Genomic DNA, 19,853 nt, shown 5'->3' with positions numbered 1-19,853 from the left:
CGTCAAAACTCTCGAATCCGTTAAGATTTTTTCCAACGATCGAAAACTGCTTTCTCAGAAGCGAGCAGACTACATGAAAGAGCCGAGTCCGGTCTGTTCTTGGCCCGTCTTGACCTCCTCCCAGGACATCCCGAGCGCTTCGATCACGCGCTCGATCGGCCCCTGAAGGGTCTTGTCCAGCATCTTCTCCCAGTCGACCTCGAACTCGTCGGGGACCTGATCGGCGTACTCGAAACAGATCACGTCCGGATCGCGTTTGAACTCCCCGTACAGGTGGTCGCGCTGCGGGTCGAGCCCCTCCTCGTCTTCCATCCGCTGCCAGAAGTCGGGGTGGACCTTCTCGATGTAGAGCCGCTTCGGCTTCGACCCGCTCCCGAAGTTGGTCCCGAGCATGAGGTTGGCGTACTTCGCGCCCCGGACCTGCGCGGTCGGGGTGTCGTAGGCGTCGAGCTTCTTGCCGATCCCGCCCGGGATCCCGATCTCGTCGAGGTCCATGTCGCCGTCGAGCACGCGCGCGATGACGTCCACGAGGTACGCCTTCACCTCCTCTAAGTCCTCGTCGATGTCGTCGCCCGTCACGATCGTCTCGATGACGTTCTGCTGGACCTCCTTCGTGATGCCGGCGATGTCCGAGCGCTTGTACTCGAAGCCGGTGATGTCGATGTCATCGACGTCTTTCCCCTCTTTCCAGATGATGTGGCCGGCGTACCGCTTCTTCTTGCCCGCCTGGAAGAACCGCCGGTAGAGCTTCTCGAACTCGATCTGGAAGCGGTGGAACTCGGCGTTGAGCTCGTCGCGCGCGAAATCGTCGTAGCGCTCGTTGATGTGGTCCTCTATCTCGAAGGAGGTCTCGATCGCCTTCTCCTTCGACATGTCAGACAAAGATAACATAACGCTGTCAGTATCCCCATAAGCTACCTGATAATTAAGCTCCTCTGCGGCCTCCTCGGTGAAGTCGATGACCTCGCGACCGGTCGCCGTGACGGCCGCTGCGCCTTCTTTGTCGTACAGGCGGAACCGATCCCATCCCGTCACTCCATATAACGACTGGCCGACAAATTGGAACTTCCCGTTCCGTCCCGCGAGGAGCGTGTGGTTGTCCTCGACGGTCACGCAGTAGACGCCGTCCTCGGCCTCGCTCCGGGACCCACTCCGGTGCATCCGGAGCGTGTTCTTCCCGTCTTCCGTGACGTAAATCCGCCAGCTCCCGCTGTCGCGGTTGTAGCTCGCGGTGAGCCCGAGGTGGGCACAGAGGCGGAGCACGTCGTCCCGCAACTCCTCGCTCGACGTCGTGTACCGCCACGATCCGGTTTGCCGGTCGCCGTCGCCGTCGATCAGCGTCTCCAAGAACGCGCGCTTCTGCGCCCTCGTCGCCTCGAAGACGCGGTCCGGGAGCCGCTTCTCGAAGCTCCCGTCGCCGCAGCGGTCCCGGAGGAAATCCCCGAGCAGCTCCGAGGTGAACTGATAGCTGCGGTCGTCGACGTAGTAGTCCAACCTCATCCGGTCGAGGAGGTCGCCGATCGTCTCGTGATCGGAGTCCCCGCCGTCCGCCACGGCGTCCTGCGCGATCTGTATCGTGGTCGCGGAGCCGCGAAGGTTGTCGCCGAACCGCTTCTCCTCTGAGGTGTACACGTTTCCTTCCGTGACGTACCACGCGAGCAGTTCGAGGAAGTCGTCACCGTCGAACGTCCGCGGGATCCACTTCCGCCCGGGCTCGCGGTGAACGTAGCTTCGCTCACACACCGACTCGACGTACTCGCGGTGTTCCTCGAACTCCGCCGCCGTGAACACGTAGCCGGTCTCGCCGACGTCCGCCTTCGGCACGCGCCGCGGTGTCCATCCCAGTTCGGCGGTGAACGTGTGGCCGTGGACGCTCGGTCGGACCCACACCTCGTACTCGCCGTCGACGAGCTCGGTCAGGTCGACCTCCTTGACCCGTTCGCCGTCCGGTCCGTCCCAGTCGTGGGGGAGTTCGTAGTTGGTCGCGCCGTCGAGATCGCCGGCCTCCACGAAACCGTACCCGTCTTCGGTGATCCCGTTCGTCTCGTTTTTCCGGACGAGCATCCGGTGGTTCGGCGTCACGCGGAAGTCGATCTTCGAGGTCTCGATGTCGACGAGATCACCTCGGTAGTCGGGGTACGCGTGGGTCTCCTCGACGGTCTTGACCGCCATCTCCTCCGTCTCGGGATCGAGCGAGTACACGGCGTCGCCGACCTCCAACTCCGTGATCGACCGTACGCCGTCGGGAGTCACGACCTCGGTGTCCGGCGTGAAGCAGTTCATAATAACCTTTACAGAAGCTTGCTGTCGGTCGTACTGCTCGTACGGCTCGGTACCGGGGTCGTGGTCGTTCCGGAGCGACTTCTTCTCCTCGCGCTCGGAGAGCAGCTCGTCGACCATCTCGCGCATGATCCCGTCCGGCTCCTTCCGAAAGTGGGTCCCGTTGGGCGCGACGTACGTCTCCCCGTCGTACTGGTCGGGGTCGACCTTCGTCTCCGGGCCGGCGTTGATCGTCACCATGCACATCGGATAGAGGCTCTTCAGGTCCTGGACCGTCACCATCTCCTTGACGCCGGTGATCGGGTCGAAGACGGCGCCGCCCTCGAAATCCTCCGACTCCTGTTGCCCCTTCGTCGGGAGCGCGAACTTCCCGAACGCCTTGTGAAGGACGTACATGTCGACGGTGTCGCCGGGGGTCGGCGCGTCTTCGATCTTGCAGCCGACGAAGGTGCGCACCTCGTCCCAGAAGGCGATCACGTCCTGCTTGCGGTCGATCTCGACACACAGCTCCACGTCGCGGATGCTGTACTCCAGTAAGCGCTCGGGGTCCTGCTCCCAGAGGTCCCCGATGTCGCCCGTGTAGCGCTCCTTGCCGACGCCGAGCTCGCGCTCGCCGACCGCGTCGAGCCGGTACGACTCAAGCTCCGTGAACATCGTCCGCTTGTACGCGTACAGCAGGTCGAAGACGACCCGACCCTTGATGTCCGGACCGCCCCACCCGGAGCGCCACACCTCGCCGATCCGTGAGAGCCGGTCGACAGAGAGGTCGTACTGGCTCCCGTCGTCGAGGACCTCCAGCCGGTCGAGGACGTACGGCGCGTCGAAGTCCTCGAAGTTCCACCCCGTCAGCAGGTCGGGATCGGTGTCGTCGATGTACTCGATAAACGCGTCGAGCATCGCGGCCTCCGCCTCGAACGTCTCGACCCTGAATTCGAGCTCCTCGCCGTCGCCGACGATCCCCTCGTAGTCGGGGAGGTCCTCGGGCGGGGGCACCTCGGCCTCGGGGGCGTCGTACAGCCAGACGACGTACTCGTCGTCGTATGAGTCGTGGCTGGTGAGACAGATGATCGGCTCCTCGCCGTCCTCGGGGAAGCCGCGACGGTCGTCGACCTCGATGTCGAAGGTGTTCACCCGCATCTCGGCGTCGACCGCGGCGGGTTCGAGCATCCCCTCATGGACCTGTATCGTCCCCTCCCCGTCGTCGAGCCGACGCTCTTCCACCCGGAGTCCACCGTTGAGCCCGTTGTCGATCAGGAAGCGATTCGGGAAGAGGATGTCCGCCTCGAAGCTGGTCGCGAAGTCGTCGCGGATGTTCCCCACGTCGCGGGGCGTGCGTGTGACGATCCGAGTGAGCGCCTCGCCGCGGATGCTCTCGTACGGCTCGCCGTCGACGTTCTCCTCGCGCGTCCCGATCACCACGTCGTACTCCTCGACCGGGTCGCGGTCGAGGTCGGCCGTAGGGACGTAGAAGTACGGCTCGACGCCGAGCACGCGGAGGTGTTCGACGGTGTCCTCCTCGCCGTCTCCGCCGACGTTCTCCGCCGGCCGCCGGCCGAACACGTGGACGACCGGGTACTCGTCGCTGCCGTACCCCTCGACGGCGTAGTCGATCTGGGTGATCATCAGCTCGACGGTCCCGGTCGACTCCGGGAACTTCGCCTCGTCGACGTCGACCACGTCGCTGACGTGTCCGCGCCCGCCGCCGGCGACGACGGCCGCCTCTTGTGCGGCCAGCTCCTCCCGTTCGGCCTCCGTGCCGTCCTCCGACCCGTCGCCCGCGTCTCCGGACGACGAGAAGTCCGACAGCCCCGACTGAGTCATATCCGTGCTTCGGCGCACCCGGCTAAAAAACTCGGCTTTCGGGTGCGGCGAGGAGTCCCGCCACGGAAAGGCATATAATGTGTGACGGCATACCACGGTCCATGTCTTCGGACCCACGTTCCGAACCCCAGGCGGCTCGCACGGCCGATTCCGACGCGGTCGACGCCGAGGTGGAGGTGTACGAGGACGACGGGAACGTGGTGCTTTTCGACGCCGCGAACCCCCTCGCGTGGGTCGAGGCGAGCCGAACGGTCCGGCTGGCCGACGCGACCTGACCGGCGCTCCGTCGCTTCCGTTCGGACGGAACCCCTTTGCCCCGTCCCCGCGTACGTCCGGCGTGTTCAGTCTCGACGAGGACGACGAGGGCGAGGTCTCCTTCGGCGAGAGCTCCGACGCCGAACGGGAGATGACGCCCGACATCCCGAAGGCGCCCTCGGTGAAGACGTTCGACGACGGCGGCGATTTCGAAGGCGCGAGCGACGTGGACTCGGGGACGCTCCGCGCGTTCGTCGTCGCGGTCGTCTACGCCAACGCCGCGGTGCTTCTCGTCGCGCTCGGGCCGATGCTGTGGTTCTTCGAGGGGTGGTCGCGGATCGGTCCGGCCCTGTTCGTCGCCGGGCTCCTCGCGGGCGTTCGGACCTACCAGACGTACCGGTCGTGGGAGCGATCGCGGGAGGCGGCGGAGTCGGATTCCGGAGACGACGAGGGTGACGACGGCCTCGGCGATGAGTCCGCTACCGGGTCTGAGTCCCCCACCGAGTCCGATGACGCCCCCGAATCCGATACCGACGCGACGCCCCCGGAAGCGTAATGCCCGCGCGACCGCTCTCTCCGATCCATGCAGACGGTTCGTGACGCGGCCGGCGAGACGTACCTCCTCGTGAAACGCTCAGCCGAGTCGAGTCGGGTCCGGGACCCGGCCACCGGCGAAGAGCGGTACGTCGACAACGACCAGCTCTCGGTCGTCGACGGCGAGTCGCCGCTCGCGACCGCGGCCTCGGGCGTGCCGGCTCCGGTTCGGCGGACGCTCCGAGCGGTCCGGGACGACCGGTCGCTGGGGCTGCTCGCGGTCGTCGTCGACGAGGGACCGATCGCCGCGATCGACCTCCTCGACGCGGCCGACATGTGCGAGTCCGACCTCCACGGCACGCTCACGGAGTTCCGCGCGGCGGGCCTGATCGACGAGGCCGAGGTCGCGGGCCGACGCGGCTACGAGGCGACGCCGGTCGCGGTCGACGCGCTGGGGCTGTTGCGGGGCGGGTCGGCGGACGAGTAACCGTTTATAAACGCGACCCGCGACCATTCGCGGCTGTTCGTACCCGTGCCTCGTTCGGCCGAGCGTATGCCTCGCGCCTCCCCAGCCTCGGCGGACGGGTCGGCGCGGACGGTGTCGCGCCGACCCGCCGCCTCCCTCGCGGGCTGCTCGCGCCCGCTGGGCGCTCGCAGGCGCGCCGAGGTGGGCGGTGTGGGCTGTCCCGGTGTCTCTGTCGGTAACGGTATCGCCGCCGTTTCCCACCGATCGCGATGCAGTCGGATATTTATAAAGAGAAACGCCGGAGAGACCGTCCGCTCAGTCGTCCGCGAGTTCGGCGATGTCGAGCTCGTCGGCGTCGAGCGCGGCGGCGTCCTCCCGCCGCACCGTCGACCGGTTCGTGCGCGGGTCCTTCTCCACCGTCACCAGCTCGTCGGCCGCGCCCACCAGCTCGTCGTCGTGGCTGACGATGAGGATCTGACGCACCCCGAACCCGCGCATCTCCTCGACGAGCCGGACGAGCCGGGAGACGTGCCCGGAGTCGAGGAAGACGGTCGGCTCGTCGAGGATGAGCGGCGGCGTCGGCGCCGCGCCCTCGATCCCCTCCGAGAGCAGCCGGTAGATCGCACAGCGCAGCGAGAGGTTGAACAGCGCGCGCTCGCCCCCGGAGAGCTGCTCGGGGTCGAGCGGCTCGCCGTCCTTCTGGTAGACGGTGAGGACGTACTCGCCGTCGAGCTCGATGTGCGAGTAGGCGTCGTTGCCGTAGACGAGCTCGAACGTCTCGTTGAGGGTGCGCTCCAACTCGGCGACGTTGCGCTGGCGGAGCTCCGCCCGGAGGTCGCCGTACATCGCCTCCAGATCGCTCGTCTCCTCGTGGAGCGCTTCGAGCGCGTCCACCCGCTCCGCGAGCGACTCGCGCTCCGCTCGGAGGTTCTCTAGCTCCCGAATTTCTCCCTTCACCCCGCCGATAGCGTTCTCCAGCTCCGTCCGCCGCTCCGCGAGTCGGTCGAGCTCCCCGTCGACCTTCTCGAGGTACTCCTCGGCCCGCTCCTTCTTCGCTCTCGCCTCCTCGACTGCGTCCCCGTCGACGGCGGCGGCGAGCTCGTCGCGCCGCTCGCGCTTGTCGCCGAGGCGGTCGCGCCGCTCGTCGTTCACCTCCGTCAGATTTTCGCGCTTCTCGCGTCGACGCTCGATCTCGTCTTCCGCGTCCGCGACCGCCGAGCGCCGCTCCTCGATCGCCGTCACCGCCTCCCGCGCGTCGTCGACCGCCGCGACCGCGTCCTCGAGCTCCTCCACACGCGCCGCGGCCGCCTCGGCCTCCTCGCGCTTCTGCGCGGCGACCTCGCGGGTCTCCTCGGCCTCCTCGCGGAGGGCTTCGGCGCGTTCGCGCTTCTCCGCCGCCGCCTCCCGCTTCCGCTCCGCCTCCGAGCGCTTCTCCTCGATCCGCTCCTCGAGGGTGTCCGCCGCCCCGTCGATCTCGTCGAGGCGGTCCGCCGCGCTCGCGAGGTCGTCCAGCTCTGCGATCCGCTCGTCGAGGTCGCTCTCGCGCTCGCGGGCGTCCTCCAGCTCCGTTTCCAGCTCGGCGACCCGCTCGCGGTCCTCGTCGATCCCGCTGGCGTGCGGCGAGTCCTCGACGGGCTGGCCGCACTCGGGGCACTTCCCCGCCGCGAGTAGCTCCTCGGCCTCCTCGACGCGCTCGCGGGCGTTCTTCAGCTCCGCCGACAGCTCCGCGATCCGCTCGCGGACCTCGCCGCGGCGCTCGCGGAGTCTTTCGCGTTCGTCACCTACGCCGTCGCGGTCCACGTCGACGTCGGCGGCCGCGAACCGATCGCGCAGGCCCTCGGCCTCCTCGCGGAGTTCCCCGATCGAGGACTCGCGCTCGTCGGCCTCGTCCGCGGCCGCCTCCGCCTCGTCAGCGAGGTCGTCGGCCTCGGACTCGATCTCCGCGGCGCGCTCGGTGCGGTCGTCGGCCTTCCCGGCGAGGTTCGTCGCCTGGTTGCGGAACGCCTCGGCGCTCACTCGTTCGTCATCGAGCTCCTCGCGGATCTCCGCCTCCCGGTCGTCGAGCTCGGCCCGGCGCTCGGCGACGGCCTCGTCGGTCGCCGCGTCGAGCCCGGCGTCGTCGAGTCGATCGTCGATCGCGGCCTCGATCTCCTCGATCCGCTCGCGGGCGTCCCGTATCGCGTCGCGGTGCTCGTCGCGCTCGCGCTCCGCCTCGCGGATCGCTGCTCCGATCTCGTCGACCTCTGCCTCGACCGACTCCAGCTCCTCCCGCTTCTCCGCGTGAGCCGACAGCGTCTCGGCGGCGGCCTCGCGGGTCTCCTTCGCCTGCTCTCGCTGCGCCTCGTAGCGGTCGATGTCGTCGGCGACGTCCGAGAGATCGCTTTCGAGCCCGTTGAGCCGGTCGTGGAGCTCTTTCTCCTCTTTCGCCGCGATCTGGTCGTCGAGCTGATCGAGCCGCCCGCGGCGGTTCTCCAGCACGTCCTCGACGCCGAGCCGCGCGTCGCCGGCGCGCTCGCGATACTCCTCCAGCTTCCCGAGCTGGAGCAGGTCGTCGATCGTGTCCTGCCGCTCGCGCGGCGTGGCGTTGATCAGCTTGTTCACCTCCCCCTGCCGGACGTACGCGCAGTTGACGAACGCCTCGGCGTCCATCCGGAGCAGCTCGGTGACGAACTCCCGCACCGCCCGCGCGCCGTCGCGAGTCACGTCGCTCCCGTCCGTCGCCTCGAGCGTGCACTGGTGGTCTATCCGGCCGTCGTACTCCTTGAGCCGTCGCTCGACGCGGTAGGAGACGCCGTCGTGCGTGAACCACAGGTCCACCTCCGTCTCCTCCTCGCCGTTCGTGATCACGTCTTCGAGCGTGCCGTCGAGCGCCTTCGACCCGTAGAGCGCGAAGAAACAGGCCTCTAACAGCGAGGACTTCCCGCTGCCGTTGAGCCCGTGGATCACCGTGACGCCCTCCGTCAGCCGGAGGTCGGCGTCGCCGTACGGCTTGAAGTTCGCGAGTCGGATCCGGTCGAAGTTCACAGGTAGTCCTCCATGGAAACCTGCCCGTCGGTCCCGGGCGTCTCGGAACTCGCTTGCTCGGCGGCGTCGCTATCGGTCTCGGCGTCTCCTTCGTTCGCGTTGCTGTCTCCTTCGTCGTCAACGTCGATGTCTCCCTCGCCGTTGCCGCCCGGTTCGCCGCCCTCGAACGCGTCGAGGTCGTCCATCCGCTCTTCGACCCGCCGTTTCACGGTCTCTCTAACGTTCGCGTCCGGAACCGTGTCGGCGCGAACCGCCTCCTCGACGTCGAGCGCGGCCGCCGACAGTCCCATCTCCTCGACTCGCTCCCGCACGGCGTCCTCGGGGTCGGCGAAGCTCACGTCGATCTCGGCGTCCGTCTCCACCTCGCGGCGGTCCGTCACGCGAGCGATCAGCGCCCCCTCGTCGGTCGCGAACTCCTCGATCGCGGCCGGCGTGACCGGGTCGCCCTCGCCGGTCACGTTCACGAGGGCGACGGCGTCGTCGAGGTCGTGCTGGCGCACGTTCTCGCGCACTCGCGCCGCGCCCTCGCCCTCGCGGAGGTCGGCCTCCACGAAGACGAACGGGCGGGTGTCGAGCGCCCGCCGTCGGATCTCGACGCGGTCGTCGCCTCCGGCGGCGTCGGCGTCGAACGTGACGAGGTTGTAGCCGCGTCCCTCGCGCTCGCTCGCGCTCGCGCGCTCCGTGGACCCCGGATACGTGACCCACGTTCCGTCGACCTCGGCGACGTCGGGCGTGTGGTTGTCGCCGAGGAGCATCGCGTCGAACGCGACCGTGCTCTCCGCGAGCACCTCCTCGGTGTCCCAGTCCGCGTAGCCGAACGGCTCGAAGAGCCCGTGTGCGACGAGGGCGGCGTACTCCGCGTCGTGGTCGTCGAACGCGTAGTCGAGGTCGTCGCGGCGGGAGACGGGGACGTGGTCGAGCCCGTAGAAGGCGGTGTCGCCGACGACGGTCGGCCCGTCGCCGAGCCGCGTCGCGAGCCCGAGCCGTTCGAAGAGATCGAGCCACTGGCCGCCCCGCGTCGACTCGTGGTTCCCGACCACGGCGAGGAAGGGGATGCCGGCGTCGTCGAGCCGGCGGAGGACCGTGATCGTTCCCATCAGATCGTCGAGTTCGGGCCGGCGGTCGTGGAAGAGGTCGCCGGCGTGGACCACCGCGTCGACCTCCCCCTCGATCGCGTCGTCGATCACGGCCGCGAACGCGTCGAGGAAGTCCCGCCGTCGGACCGGTGAGTGGTACTGCGCGTACCCCACGTGGGTGTCGCCGGTGTGGATCACCCGTGTCATCTGCCCGGGTGTTGGCCGGTATCGGGTTTAGGGGTTCCGGGGGCGGAGCGGAAGTGGTCTGGCGGGTTACCGCGGGACCTCGGTATCGCCGCGCCCTCCGCCGTCGCCAACCGCCTCGCGAAACCGACGGAACGCCGCGCGCGCCTCGCGTCCGCGCTCGGCGGCGGCCTCGTCACCGGCGCACTCGGCGGCGGCGATCGCCTCGTCCAGCCGGTCGAGCCCGTCGGCGTCGACGAACGACGCGGCCCGCCGGATATCGGACCGCGCGGCGTCGGCCTCGTCGATCACGGCGACGGAGGGTCGGGTCGCGGTGTCGGTTCGGCTCGCTAACGCCGAGAGCGCCCGCTTGACGGCGACGGTCGAGACCATGGGCGGCCTGGGTCGCTATCGCTGATAAGGGGTCGCTCCCGGAGGGGAGAAGGCGGAGGCTGAGTCGGAGAGATGGGGCGGAGAGACGAGGCTGGGGCGGAGAGACGAGGCTGGGGCGGAGAGACGAGGCTGGGGCGGAGAGACGAGGCTGGGGCGGAGAGANGGGCGGAGAGACGAGGCTGGGGCGGAGAGACGAGGCTGGGGCGGAGAGACGAGGCTGGGGCGGAGAGACGAGGCTGGGGCGGAGAGACGGGTGCGAGAGAGGAGCGGATCGGTCCCGTTCGCCGCTCACACCGACAGCGTGTACAGCCGCTTCCGGGCGTCGGCGAAGGAGAACCGGGAGTCGACGACCCCCTCCTCCTCCAGCCGCGAGAGCGCGTACCTGACAGTCCGGGGCGGAAGCAGGGTCTCCTCGGCGAGCTCGCTCTGCGTGAGCGTGTCGTTGTAGTCGAGGACCTTCGCGACGAGCTTCGCGCTCGGCGGCAGATCCCGGACGGCGCTCCAGCGGTCGGTAACGTCCTCGTCGGCGGCGACGGCGTCGGTGGTGCTCATGCGTACCTCTCCATATCTCATGCCGTTAGATAATATTTACTATCCTATTTAATTACTGATGGGCATCTATCGGGTGACTGTTCCTCGCTAACTCTCCCCCACCCGAAACCTCTTACGCGCGAGACGCCTTATTACGCACAATGACCGATACCGTCGACGACGTCGAGCTGCCCTACGACGAGGGGTCGGCGTCGAGACAGGAGAAGATCGAGTCCCTCCAAGAGGAGCTCGACGTGCTGGAGTCGCAAAACGAGGAGATGCGCGACAAGCTCCTCGACGCGAACGCCGAGAACAACAAGTACCAGCAGAAGCTCGAGCGGCTCACCCACGAGAACAAGAAGCTGAAGCAGTCCCCGCTGTTCGTGGCCACGGTTCAGGAGGTCACGCCCGACGGCGCCGTCATCAAACAGCACGGGAACAACCAGGAGGCGCTCACCGAGATCACCGCCGAGATGCGCGAGAAGCTCAACCCGGACGACCGGGTCGCGGTGAACAACTCGCTGTCCGTCGTCAAGAAGCTGGAGAAGGAGACGGACGTGCGCGCCCGCGTGATGCAGGTCGAGCACTCCCCCGACGTCACCTACGCCGACATCGGCGGACTCGAAGACCAGATGCAGGAGGTCCGCGAGACCGTCGAGATGCCCCTCGAACACCCCGATATGTTCGAGGACGTGGGCATCACGCCGCCGAGCGGCGTCCTGCTGTACGGGCCGCCGGGCACCGGGAAGACGATGCTCGCGAAGGCGGTCGCCAACGAGACGGACGCGACGTTCATCAAGATGGCCGGCTCCGAGCTCGTCCACAAGTTCATCGGCGAGGGCGCGAAGCTGGTCCGGGACCTCTTCGAGGTCGCCCGCGAGAACCAGCCCGCAGTCCTGTTCATCGACGAGATCGACGCGATCGCCTCGAAGCGCACGGACTCGAAGACCTCGGGCGACGCCGAGGTCCAGCGCACGATGATGCAGCTGCTCTCCGAGATGGACGGCTTCGACGAGCGCGGCGAGGTGCGGATCATCGCCGCCACCAACCGCTTCGACATGCTGGATCCCGCCATCCTCCGCCCGGGCCGCTTCGACCGGCTCATCGAGGTGCCCAAGCCGGGCACCGAGGGCCGCGAGATCATCTTCCAGATCCACACCCGGAAGATGAACCTCGCGAGCGACATCGACTTCACCGACCTCGCCGAGATGACGATCGACGCCTCGGGCGCCGACATCAAGGCCATCTGCACGGAGGCCGGGATGTTCGCGATCCGCGACGACCGCACCGAGGTCACGCTCGACGACTTCCTCGGGGCTCACGAGAAGCTCCAGCAGGACGACGAGACCGGCGCCGACGACTCGCTGGCGTTCGCCTGAGGCGGCCCGCCGTCCCGATTCTCCGCCGTTCGTCCGATTCGTCGCTAGTCGCTACAGCGCCCGTAGGACCACGTACGGGAGGATAAAGAAGAGCGCGAATATCAGTCCGGTCGCAATCGCGTAGCCGATGCCGACGCCGGCGAGCGCGCGCCAACCGTCGTCGGTGGGCAGATCGCGCATCGAGAGGTCGAGATCCATACCCGTCGCTTCGCCGCCGTTGACTTAACTATCGGTGACCGTCTCGCGCTTCAGCGCTCCCGGCCGGCCGCCCCGCTCCCCGCTCACACGTCGCCCGCCATCGCTCGGAACAGGTCGTCGGCGAGCGCGTCGCGGTCCACTGCTTTCGGCCCCTCGTCGTCCGTCGCGTCGATCGTCGGGCCGACCGTTCCGCCACCCATCCGCGAGTGGCCGCCGCCGTTGCCGTTGTCGCGGTGGGACAGGACCGAGTCGATGGCGTTGCCCATGTGAACGCGGTCGTCCCGCGACCGGCCGGAGATGTGGACCGTCCCGTCGCGCTCCCCGATGACCACGACGGCGCTGACCCCCTCCAGTTGGATCAGTTCGTCGGCCGCCTGCGGGATCGCGTCGACGTTGTTCACCCCGCCGACGTCGGCGACCGCGAACGACCCCTCGACCCGGCGGCCCGCGATGGCCCGCGCCTTCACCTCCAGCACCTCCGCGTCGACTGCCGGGTTGGCGATCCGGTCGAGCCGGTCCTGGTCGACGCCGGGATACACGTACGCGGCGGCCGCGAAATCGGGCTCGCTCGCGCCGACCGTGAGGTGTTTGGTGTCGGTGAGGATCCCGTACAGGAGCCCGGTCGCCGTGTCGGTGGGGAGCGTGAGGTCGCTGTCCGTCTCGCTCGCGTGCTTGTCCGGCGGCACCGGCGTCGCGTCGTTCTGCTGGAAGTACTCGGCGATGACGGAGGCGGTCGCGCCGTAGTCGGTCCGCACGTCGGTGAACGCCTCACCGGCCCCGTCGCCGGGGTGGTGGTCGACGACGGCGAGCGGGAGCACGCCGTCGGCGCCGGCGAAGCCCCGCGGCTCGTTGTGATCGACCAACACGACCGACTCGGCCGCGAGGTCGCTCACGTGCTCGATCGGTTCCAAGTCCAGATCGAGCACCGTGCGGAACGCCCGGTTCTCCTGGTGGCGGATCTGTCCGGGGTATTGGACCGTCGCGTCGACGTCGAGCTGCTCCGCGAGCGACGCGACGCCGAGCGCCGCCGACATCGCGTCCGGATCCGGGTTCGGGTGCATCAGCACCGCGATCTCGTCGTGCTCGGCCAGCAGCCGACGGAACCTGACGCCGGGCGTCCTGTGAGCGCGGAACAACACGTACGCGCCGGCGATCGCGACGGCCGCGACGACCGCGGTCGCGACGACGAGCTCCGGGTTCTCTCGCGCCACCGCCTCAGCCTGCGAGAGCGGGTCGTCGACCGCGCTCAGGGACCACATACGTCCCGGTCGACTCGCTCACGGTACATCAAGGTTCGTTACCGTTTCGACCCGCCGACAACACGCGATAGACCCGTTTCGACCGGTCACGGCGGCCGAGAACTCACTCGTTCGCCGCTCTGAACGCCCGCACCGCGTCGCGGTACCCCTCGCGGAAGGTCGGATACGCGAACTCGTAGTCGAGGGCCCGCAGCCGGTCGTTCGAACAGCGCTTGCTGGTCCGGATCCGCCGTTCGGCCGCCGCGGAGAGATCGCCGTCAGCGATCCGCTCCGCCTTCGACCGCTTCGCCGGTCGCGGCACGCCGCACGCGTCGGCCAGCCAGTCGGCGAACGCGTGCTTGTCGACCGGCTCGTCGTCGACGACGAGGACGGCGTCGCCGCGTGCGCGGTCGGCTTCGAGGAGGTACCGGACTGCTCCGGCGGCGTCGTCGCGGTGGATCATGTTGAGGTAGCCGGCCGTGACCGGACCGTCGAGGTAGCGGTCGAGTCGATAGCGGTCCGGCCCGTACAGCCCCGCGAAGCGCGCGACCGTTCCGTCGATCCCGAACTCGGCGGTCGCCTCCAGCGCGGTCCGCTCCGCCTCGGCGAGGACGCGGGTCTTCTGGGTCGTGGGCTCGATCGGCGTCTCCTCGTCGACCCACGCGCCGTCGTGGTCACCGTAGACGCCCGTCGACGATGTGTACACGAGCCTGTCCGGCGTCGCCGCCCGCGATCCGTACGCCTCGATCACGTTCTCGAGTCCGTCGACGTACACCTCGCGGGCGGCCGCGGCACCGCGACCGCCGGAGCTGGCCGCGAACACGACCGCGTCCGCGTCGGGGAGCGCGTCGAGCGACGCCGAGTCGGTCGCGTCCGCGCGGACGGCGTCTACCTCGCCCGCGTCTTCGCCTTCGTCCATTGACTTCCCGACCGACTCGATCGCGTCCAACCCGTCGTCCGACCGCCGGACGCCCGTCACGGCGTGGCCGCGCTCGGCGAGCTGTCGGGCGAGTTCGAGGCCGACGTAGCCGCAGCCGACGACGACGACCCTCATGGCTTTCGCCGCTCGATGACCGCCATGATCTCGGCCAGTTGGCCGAGCGTCATCGCGGCGCGGCCCTCGAGCGCCTGCTGAACCTCCTGTCCCGTGAGGTCCGCGTCGATCGCGGCGGCGATCGTGTCGACGTCGAGCACCGCCGTCGCCATTCCCATCAGCAGGTGGTCGCGGACCTCGGCGACGAGAACGTCGCCGTCGCGGTCGGTCGGAACGGCGACGATCGCGACCCCGTCTTCGAGCCGAAGTCCCTCGACGTCGCCGGCGGCGGCGGCGGCGAGACGCTCCCCGTCGATCCCGGTCTCCTCGGCGATCCGATCGCGGCCGGCCTCCGCGACCGCCTCGCTCACCAGCGTCTCGAACGATGCGAGCAGCGTCGCGGCGGTCATTTCGCCGGTGTCGCGTTCGGGTCCCGTCGCGCCCTCGGCGACGACCTCGTGAAACATGGTCGCCCTCGGTCGCGGCGTCTCAAAACGGCTGCGGTCGGGTCACGGATCCGCACACGCCCCCTCGCCGTCTCCGTCCGGCGACTCGCCCATCGCGCCGGGACACGGCCACCCCCCGGACCGCTCGTCGCGGGTTCCGTCCACGTCGCCGACGCCGGGCGGGCCGGCCGGAACCGCGACAGCGACCACCGTCTCGGTCTCGAACGCGACCGGCTCCGTCTCGCCCAGCCGGACCGTCTCCCCGCCGACGTCGACGGTCACGTCGCCCTCGCTCCGGACGTAGGCGAAGCGCTCTCCGGGGGCGCCCACGTCGGCACGCAGCGCGAACCGCGGATACTCACCGCGGACCTGCACGCGCCAGGCGTTCACCGTCGTCACCCAGTACCCCGGCACGGGCGCGACCGGAAGGCCCGCACCGACGGCGCGGGCGGGCTTCATCGACCATTTCTCTCCCAGTTCCTCCACCGCCTTCTCGCTCACCTTCCCGGCGGCCGCCTCGCCCGCCCGAGCCGTCTCCCTTTCGATCGCTTTCTCCATCCGGTCTCTGAGCAGGACCCGAGCACCGCTCGTTGTCTCGTCGACGAATCGAGTGGGGACCCGAACGGCGTCCCTCCCGGCCGCAGTGCGGGCCCTGACGCGCAGGTTCGCGGCGAGCGCCTCTTCGGCCGTCCGCGACAGCGACCCAACGCTCGCGGCCTCGGCGGCGACTCGCTCCGGATAGGACCCGTTGCCGACGGCGACGGCGCGCTCGCCCGTCGAACCGTAGTCCGCGGCGGCCTCGTCGAGCGCCCTGCGTCGCTCGTCGCGCGACAGCGAGGTCCGAACGCGGAGCGTCGATCTGAGTTCCCCGTCCACCTCGTCCAGCGATCCGTCCACTTGTCTGGCGAGCGCGTCCCGATCCGCCCGCAGGTCGGGGTCGTCGCCCGCCTCCAGCGCCTCGTTCGCCAGGAGAAGCGACCGCCCGGCGGTCCTGGCCCGAACCGTGTCCTGGGTACCGAGAACCCGATCGACGACGCCGCTCGACACCTCCCCGTACGGTACGGTGACGTAGTTCACGTTTCGGACCGCGAGCGGTCGGGTCGTCGTCCCGTTTACGCCGTCGACGGCCTCTCCGTCGACGGCCGTCCGCGGGAGATATCCCGGAGACCCGTTCGGTGCGAACATCACCGCTCCGCCGGGGCCGTCCTCGCCGACCGTGTACGTTCCGGAGTCGCGTGCGGCCTCGCGGCTGGCGAGCGCGTCGCCCACGTCGGGGCCGTCGAACGCGCCGTTCACGCGGTCGAGGAACCCGTCAGTCGCGCGCTCCCGGTCGTCCGCGGCGAATTCGAGCTCGTCGATCACGGCGTCGAGGTACGCGACGCGGGCGGCGGTCCCGGCCCGATCGACCGCGCCGTCGTACGTCCCCGGCGCGTCGACGAGCTCCGCGCGTCGGTCGCGAAGCGCGTCGGCGAGATCAACGTACGGCTCGGCCTCACCGACCGCCGCGTCCTCCATCGACGCCTCGGTCTCAATGTCGCGCACCTCGCTCGCGAGCGCGGCCACGTCGGCCGCGACGGCGTCCCGATCGGCCTCCGAACGGGACCCGACGACGGTCGTCGACTCGCGCACCGCTCCGCCGTCGACCGCGTCCTCGGCGATCCGGTCGACGCCGCGTTCGGTGTCGACACCGAGATCGGACCGCGCGGCCGGCGGCGCGTCGCGCAGGTCGGGACCGTCGGTCGCGTCGCCCGCGCCGAACGTCGCGGCGGCCCGATCGGGCGCTTCGTCGGTCGGAGCGTGCTCTCCCGCCACCGACACCTGCACCCGGTAGCGGTCGGTGACCGCGTCGCGCGTTGTCTCCCGGTGAACCGTCTCGTCGACGACGCTCCCGTTCGGACCGCGCTCGACCGTCGTCCGCTCCCACTCCGCGACCGCGACGCGCTCGACGGTCGCCTCGCGGGTCGCGACGCCGAACGAGACGCGCTCGCCGGGATCGACCGTCTCCGACGGGACGCCCTCTGGCACGCCGCTTCCCGAGACGTCCGGCGACCGCTCGGTCCGCGTCAGGTCGACGCGCTCCCAGCCGCCGGCCGTCACGAACTCCGAGGGAGATGGAGTCGGCGGCGTCGGACGCCCGCCGTCGGCCACTTGCGTCGCCGACGCTTCGACGCCCGCTTCGACCCGGTACGCGTCTTCGATGATCGCGTCCAGATCGTCGTAGACCCGCGTCGCACCCTCGTCGGCCGCGCGACCGACTGCGACCGACGTTCCCTTTCCCGCCCGGTCTTCGTCCGACTCGAACGCGCCGTCGATCTCCTCCGGGGTGCTCTCGGCTTTCGAGCCGTCGCCTCCCCCCGGCGTGGGTGCGTCGAGCACGGCCTCGGTCCACGACCCCTCGTCGACGCCGGTCGGTTTGAGCAGGTCGGTGACGCCGGTCCGCGCCGTCGCACGCGCCACTCCCCCGCGTGCGTTCGGGTCGCTCGTGCCGAACACGTCGCGTTGCGTCCGGACGATCCCCGCGTTCGTCGACAGCTCCACGTGCCGGTTCGCGAGCACGTTCTCGACCGGTGCGCCCGCGTACTGCGCGTACCCGCGCGCCCACGTCATCGGGTAGAGGCTCGCGGTGAGCTGACGGCCCAGTCCCGGTCCCTCGGTCGGCCCTCGATCGAGTCGTTCCTCGAGCCGCTCCGTCCGCTCGTGCGCCGCAAGCGTCGGCACAGCCACCACGACGGTTCTGTCCTCCGTCCGGTCGACGACCGTGCGCCCGTTCCGCGTCGCGGTCGTTTCCATCCCTTCGAACGTCACGCGCGTCGCCGTCCCGTTCGCGGCGGACTCGACGTGAACCCGGTCGCGCGCCGTCGCCAGCCCGCTCGGGTCGTCCACCGTCGGTAGCGACGCCGTCGCCGTCACGTCACCGACTTCGGCGTCGACGGCCGACAGCGCCTCGGCGCCGGCGAGTGCGAGCCGGATCCGGAACGCGTCTTCGAAGGCGGACCCGTTTCGGACCGCGGTCGCTCCGCGTCTACCCTCCGAACCGGCGGCCGTCTCGTCCGGCGCTCGCGTCACCGGCTCCGCGGCCGCATCGTGCGCGGCCCGACGCGCCGCGGCCCTGAGCGCGGCGGTCGAATCGGCGTCGACGCGCTCGACGGCGCGTTCCACGCTCCGGTCCTCACCGACGAGCCCCTGGTCCGCAATCCCCGCGGCGTACGTCGAGCTCGTCACCAAGAGGAGCACGCCGATCAGCGCGAACGGGACCCGCGCGCGCTCGTCGACGGTGAAGGATCGGCACCGCGATACGGTGTCGGACGCGCGTTCGTCTGTCGACCGATTTCGCACGCTCACCACCTCCTGATCACGATCCTGACCCTCTCGATCGAACCCGAGTCGTTCGGGATCGGGTGCGTGATCACGGCGGCCGTGACCTCGGCGCCCCGCGGCGGCTCACTCCCGACGGCGATCGGACCCGGAGGTTCGGCCCCGATCTCACGCCGCTCCGTTTCGGATCTCCCGCCGCCGCCTTCCTCCCGATCGATACGCCACGGAACGCCTGTCCCGGTCGCTCCGGTCGGATTTTGACCGACTCCGTCCGAACCGAAGTTCCACCTCCCGGGCCCGCTCAGCAGCGCGGACTCGTTCGGGCTCCGACGCGACGCTCCGGCCGCGGCGTCCGACGAAGGTCCCTCCGCTCCGCCGCCGCTTTCGTTCGCGGCCCGCTTCGGCTGCGACATCTCCACCTCCGCGTCGATCCGCGTCCGCGGTCCGATGCCCCGCTCGACGGCGGACAGTGCCTCGGACTCGAACGCCTCTCTCCGTGCGTGTTCCTCACCGTCTCCTCCGCCTTCGGCCGCCACCAGCGCCACCAGCTCGGCGCGTGTCGCGTGGACCGTCCGGGTCCCGTTCGGCGCCTCGTCCGACGCGTACGTCACGGTCACCGTCTCCGTCGCGATCAGATCGGCGGCTTCGCCGGCTTCGGCCTCCGCCGCTCCCCGGTCGCCGTCGACAGCACCGAGCGCGACGACGCTCGCGGAGACGCAGAGGAGCAGTACCGTCACGTCGAGCACGGTGCTCGTCATCGATACACCACCGCTCGAAGCGTTCCGCGGACGTTCCGCCCCACTCCGACTCTGACGGTTACTTTCCGCTCGGCGACCGCGACCGCGTCTGTGTGTCGCCCGTCCTCCGCTACCGGTGCCTCGTCGCCGGACCGGACCGTCCACGTCTCTCCGTTAGCCTCGATCGCGACGGTCGCGGCGTATCGGAACTCACCGATGCCGCGCAGCCGTTCCGGCTCGACGACGCCGCCCGTCGTCACGGCTGGTTCGACCCGATCGAGCGTCGCTTCGGCGGTCGGACGCTCCCGATCCGGCGCCGCGTCGTCGAGCGCGACGACGTACAAGCCCAGGGCCGCGCCGACGGCAAGCACGGCGATCAGGGCGGCGATCGGTTCGACCGCGGCGCGGCCTTCGGATCCCTCTCCGCGGAGGGACCGTTCAGCCGACCAGCGTGACATGTTCTCCTCCGTAGTGAACTCGCCTCACCGTTAGTCGATCCGGCGCCGGACGCCACTCGTGGTCGCTCGTCTGGGCGCGCTCGGCGGCGGCCGCGAACGCGTCGGAATCGTCGAACGCCGCGCCTGGCGGAACGCCGCTCAGAACCCGACGAAGGCGATCGTCGTCGGTCGTTCCCTCTCGGCCCGTCGGGACGGGGGTAATCCGCGGTCCATGCAGTGTCGCCCGCGCGGTCCCGCCTCCCCCGTCGAGTGCGATCGAGCGGTCCGTGAGACGGACGCGGTCCGCGGCGAGCCCGTGCTCCGCCGTCGTCGGGTACTCGCTGTCGCCGACCGAGTCAATCGTGTGCGCGACGCCGCTCGCGTCCGGCGGCGGAGAGGCCGGGAGCGCGGCGGCGACGCCGGCGGTCGCGACGCTTACCAGCGCTAGACCGAGCCACGCGTACGTGGCGTCGAGGTGGGTCTCGAACACGAGGCGACTGGCCGCGT

General features: G+C 69.6%; 17 protein-coding genes. 4 read left to right on the top strand and 13 right to left on the bottom strand.

Going from position 1 to position 19,853, the window contains the following annotated elements:
• Positions 1-69: 69 nt before the first annotated feature.
• Positions 70-4,101: an intein-containing DNA polymerase II gene (locus C469_RS07710; RefSeq protein WP_008005378.1), complete on the bottom strand. Its 4,032-nt coding sequence runs from the start codon at positions 4,099-4,101 to the stop codon at positions 70-72.
• 101 nt (positions 4,102-4,202) lie between these two features.
• On the opposite strand from C469_RS07710, the gene C469_RS17185 reads away from it, so the two are divergent.
• The 3 genes from C469_RS17185 to C469_RS07700 all read left to right on the top strand — a co-directional run bounded on the left by C469_RS17185 (position 4,203) and on the right by C469_RS07700 (position 5,377).
• Entirely contained in the window at positions 4,203-4,376 is a 174-nt protein-coding gene (locus tag C469_RS17185; protein WP_008005376.1) for a DUF7331 family protein, read from the top strand.
• A gap of 62 nt (positions 4,377-4,438) precedes the next feature.
• On the top strand, positions 4,439-4,912 hold the full coding sequence (locus C469_RS07705) for a DUF7322 domain-containing protein (protein WP_008005374.1): 474 nt from the start codon (positions 4,439-4,441) through the stop codon (positions 4,910-4,912).
• A 27-nt stretch (positions 4,913-4,939) separates the two neighbouring features.
• Complete coding sequence (locus tag C469_RS07700; protein WP_008005371.1) at positions 4,940-5,377, top strand: DUF7346 family protein; 438 nt, start codon at positions 4,940-4,942, stop codon at positions 5,375-5,377.
• 294 nt (positions 5,378-5,671) lie between these two features.
• Here the strand turns inward: C469_RS07700 and rad50 are convergent, their stop codons facing one another.
• The 4 genes from rad50 to C469_RS07680 form a co-directional block, all read right to left on the bottom strand.
• Positions 5,672-8,380 (bottom strand): DNA double-strand break repair ATPase Rad50, encoded by a 2,709-nt coding sequence (gene rad50 / locus C469_RS07695; protein ID WP_008005370.1) that lies wholly within the window; start codon positions 8,378-8,380, stop codon positions 5,672-5,674.
• Positions 8,377-9,663: a DNA double-strand break repair protein Mre11 gene (gene mre11, locus C469_RS07690; RefSeq protein WP_008005368.1), complete on the bottom strand. Its 1,287-nt coding sequence runs from the start codon at positions 9,661-9,663 to the stop codon at positions 8,377-8,379. Before mre11 ends, rad50 begins: the two co-directional genes overlap by 4 nt.
• 66 nt (positions 9,664-9,729) lie before the next feature.
• Positions 9,730-10,032: a hypothetical protein gene (locus C469_RS07685; RefSeq protein ID WP_008005366.1), complete on the bottom strand. Its 303-nt coding sequence runs from the start codon at positions 10,030-10,032 to the stop codon at positions 9,730-9,732.
• Between the two features lie 288 nt (positions 10,033-10,320).
• Positions 10,321-10,584, bottom strand: a complete 264-nt coding sequence (locus C469_RS07680) for a MarR family transcriptional regulator (RefSeq protein WP_008005364.1) — start codon at positions 10,582-10,584, stop codon at positions 10,321-10,323.
• 140 nt (positions 10,585-10,724) lie between these two features.
• Here C469_RS07680 and pan1 point away from each other — a divergent pair, with 140 nt between their 5' ends.
• Positions 10,725-11,942, top strand: coding sequence for a proteasome-activating nucleotidase Pan1 (gene pan1 / locus C469_RS07675; protein ID WP_008005362.1), 1,218 nt, complete (start codon positions 10,725-10,727; stop codon positions 11,940-11,942).
• Between the two features lie 51 nt (positions 11,943-11,993).
• Here pan1 and C469_RS17180 read toward each other — a convergent pair whose 3' ends face one another.
• The 8 genes from C469_RS17180 to C469_RS07640 all read right to left on the bottom strand — a co-directional run bounded on the left by C469_RS17180 (position 11,994) and on the right by C469_RS07640 (position 19,836).
• A complete protein-coding gene (locus tag C469_RS17180; RefSeq protein ID WP_008005360.1) occupies positions 11,994-12,140 on the bottom strand; it encodes a hypothetical protein in 147 nt (48 codons plus the stop codon).
• An 83-nt stretch (positions 12,141-12,223) separates the two neighbouring features.
• Positions 12,224-13,399, bottom strand: coding sequence for a DHH family phosphoesterase (locus C469_RS07670; protein ID WP_008005358.1), 1,176 nt, complete (start codon positions 13,397-13,399; stop codon positions 12,224-12,226).
• A 103-nt stretch (positions 13,400-13,502) separates the two neighbouring features.
• Positions 13,503-14,432 carry an NAD-dependent epimerase/dehydratase family protein gene (locus C469_RS07665; protein ID WP_008005356.1) on the bottom strand — a complete coding sequence of 310 codons (930 nt, stop codon included), beginning with the start codon at positions 14,430-14,432 and terminating at the stop codon, positions 13,503-13,505.
• Positions 14,429-14,878, bottom strand: coding sequence for a DUF5791 family protein (locus C469_RS07660; RefSeq protein WP_008005355.1), 450 nt, complete (start codon positions 14,876-14,878; stop codon positions 14,429-14,431). The genes C469_RS07665 and C469_RS07660 overlap by 4 nt, the downstream gene beginning before the upstream one ends.
• 42 nt (positions 14,879-14,920) lie before the next feature.
• Positions 14,921-18,202 carry a DUF7286 family protein gene (locus C469_RS07655; RefSeq protein WP_008005352.1) on the bottom strand — a complete coding sequence of 1,094 codons (3,282 nt, stop codon included), beginning with the start codon at positions 18,200-18,202 and terminating at the stop codon, positions 14,921-14,923.
• Positions 18,196-18,930 (bottom strand): DUF7284 family protein, encoded by a 735-nt coding sequence (locus C469_RS07650; RefSeq protein ID WP_008005350.1) that lies wholly within the window; start codon positions 18,928-18,930, stop codon positions 18,196-18,198. The genes C469_RS07655 and C469_RS07650 overlap by 7 nt, the downstream gene beginning before the upstream one ends.
• On the bottom strand, positions 18,927-19,367 hold the full coding sequence (locus tag C469_RS07645; RefSeq protein WP_008005348.1) for a DUF7285 family protein: 441 nt from the start codon (positions 19,365-19,367) through the stop codon (positions 18,927-18,929). The genes C469_RS07650 and C469_RS07645 overlap by 4 nt, the downstream gene beginning before the upstream one ends.
• Positions 19,348-19,836 carry a DUF7283 family protein gene (locus C469_RS07640; protein ID WP_008005347.1) on the bottom strand — a complete coding sequence of 163 codons (489 nt, stop codon included), beginning with the start codon at positions 19,834-19,836 and terminating at the stop codon, positions 19,348-19,350. Before C469_RS07640 ends, C469_RS07645 begins: the two co-directional genes overlap by 20 nt.
• Positions 19,837-19,853: the final 17 nt, after the last annotated feature.

This window comes from Halorubrum lipolyticum DSM 21995 (assembly GCF_000337375.1).
Taxonomy (GTDB): domain Archaea; phylum Halobacteriota; class Halobacteria; order Halobacteriales; family Haloferacaceae; genus Halorubrum; species Halorubrum lipolyticum.
This window is presented reverse-complemented; position numbering and strand designations above follow the sequence as displayed.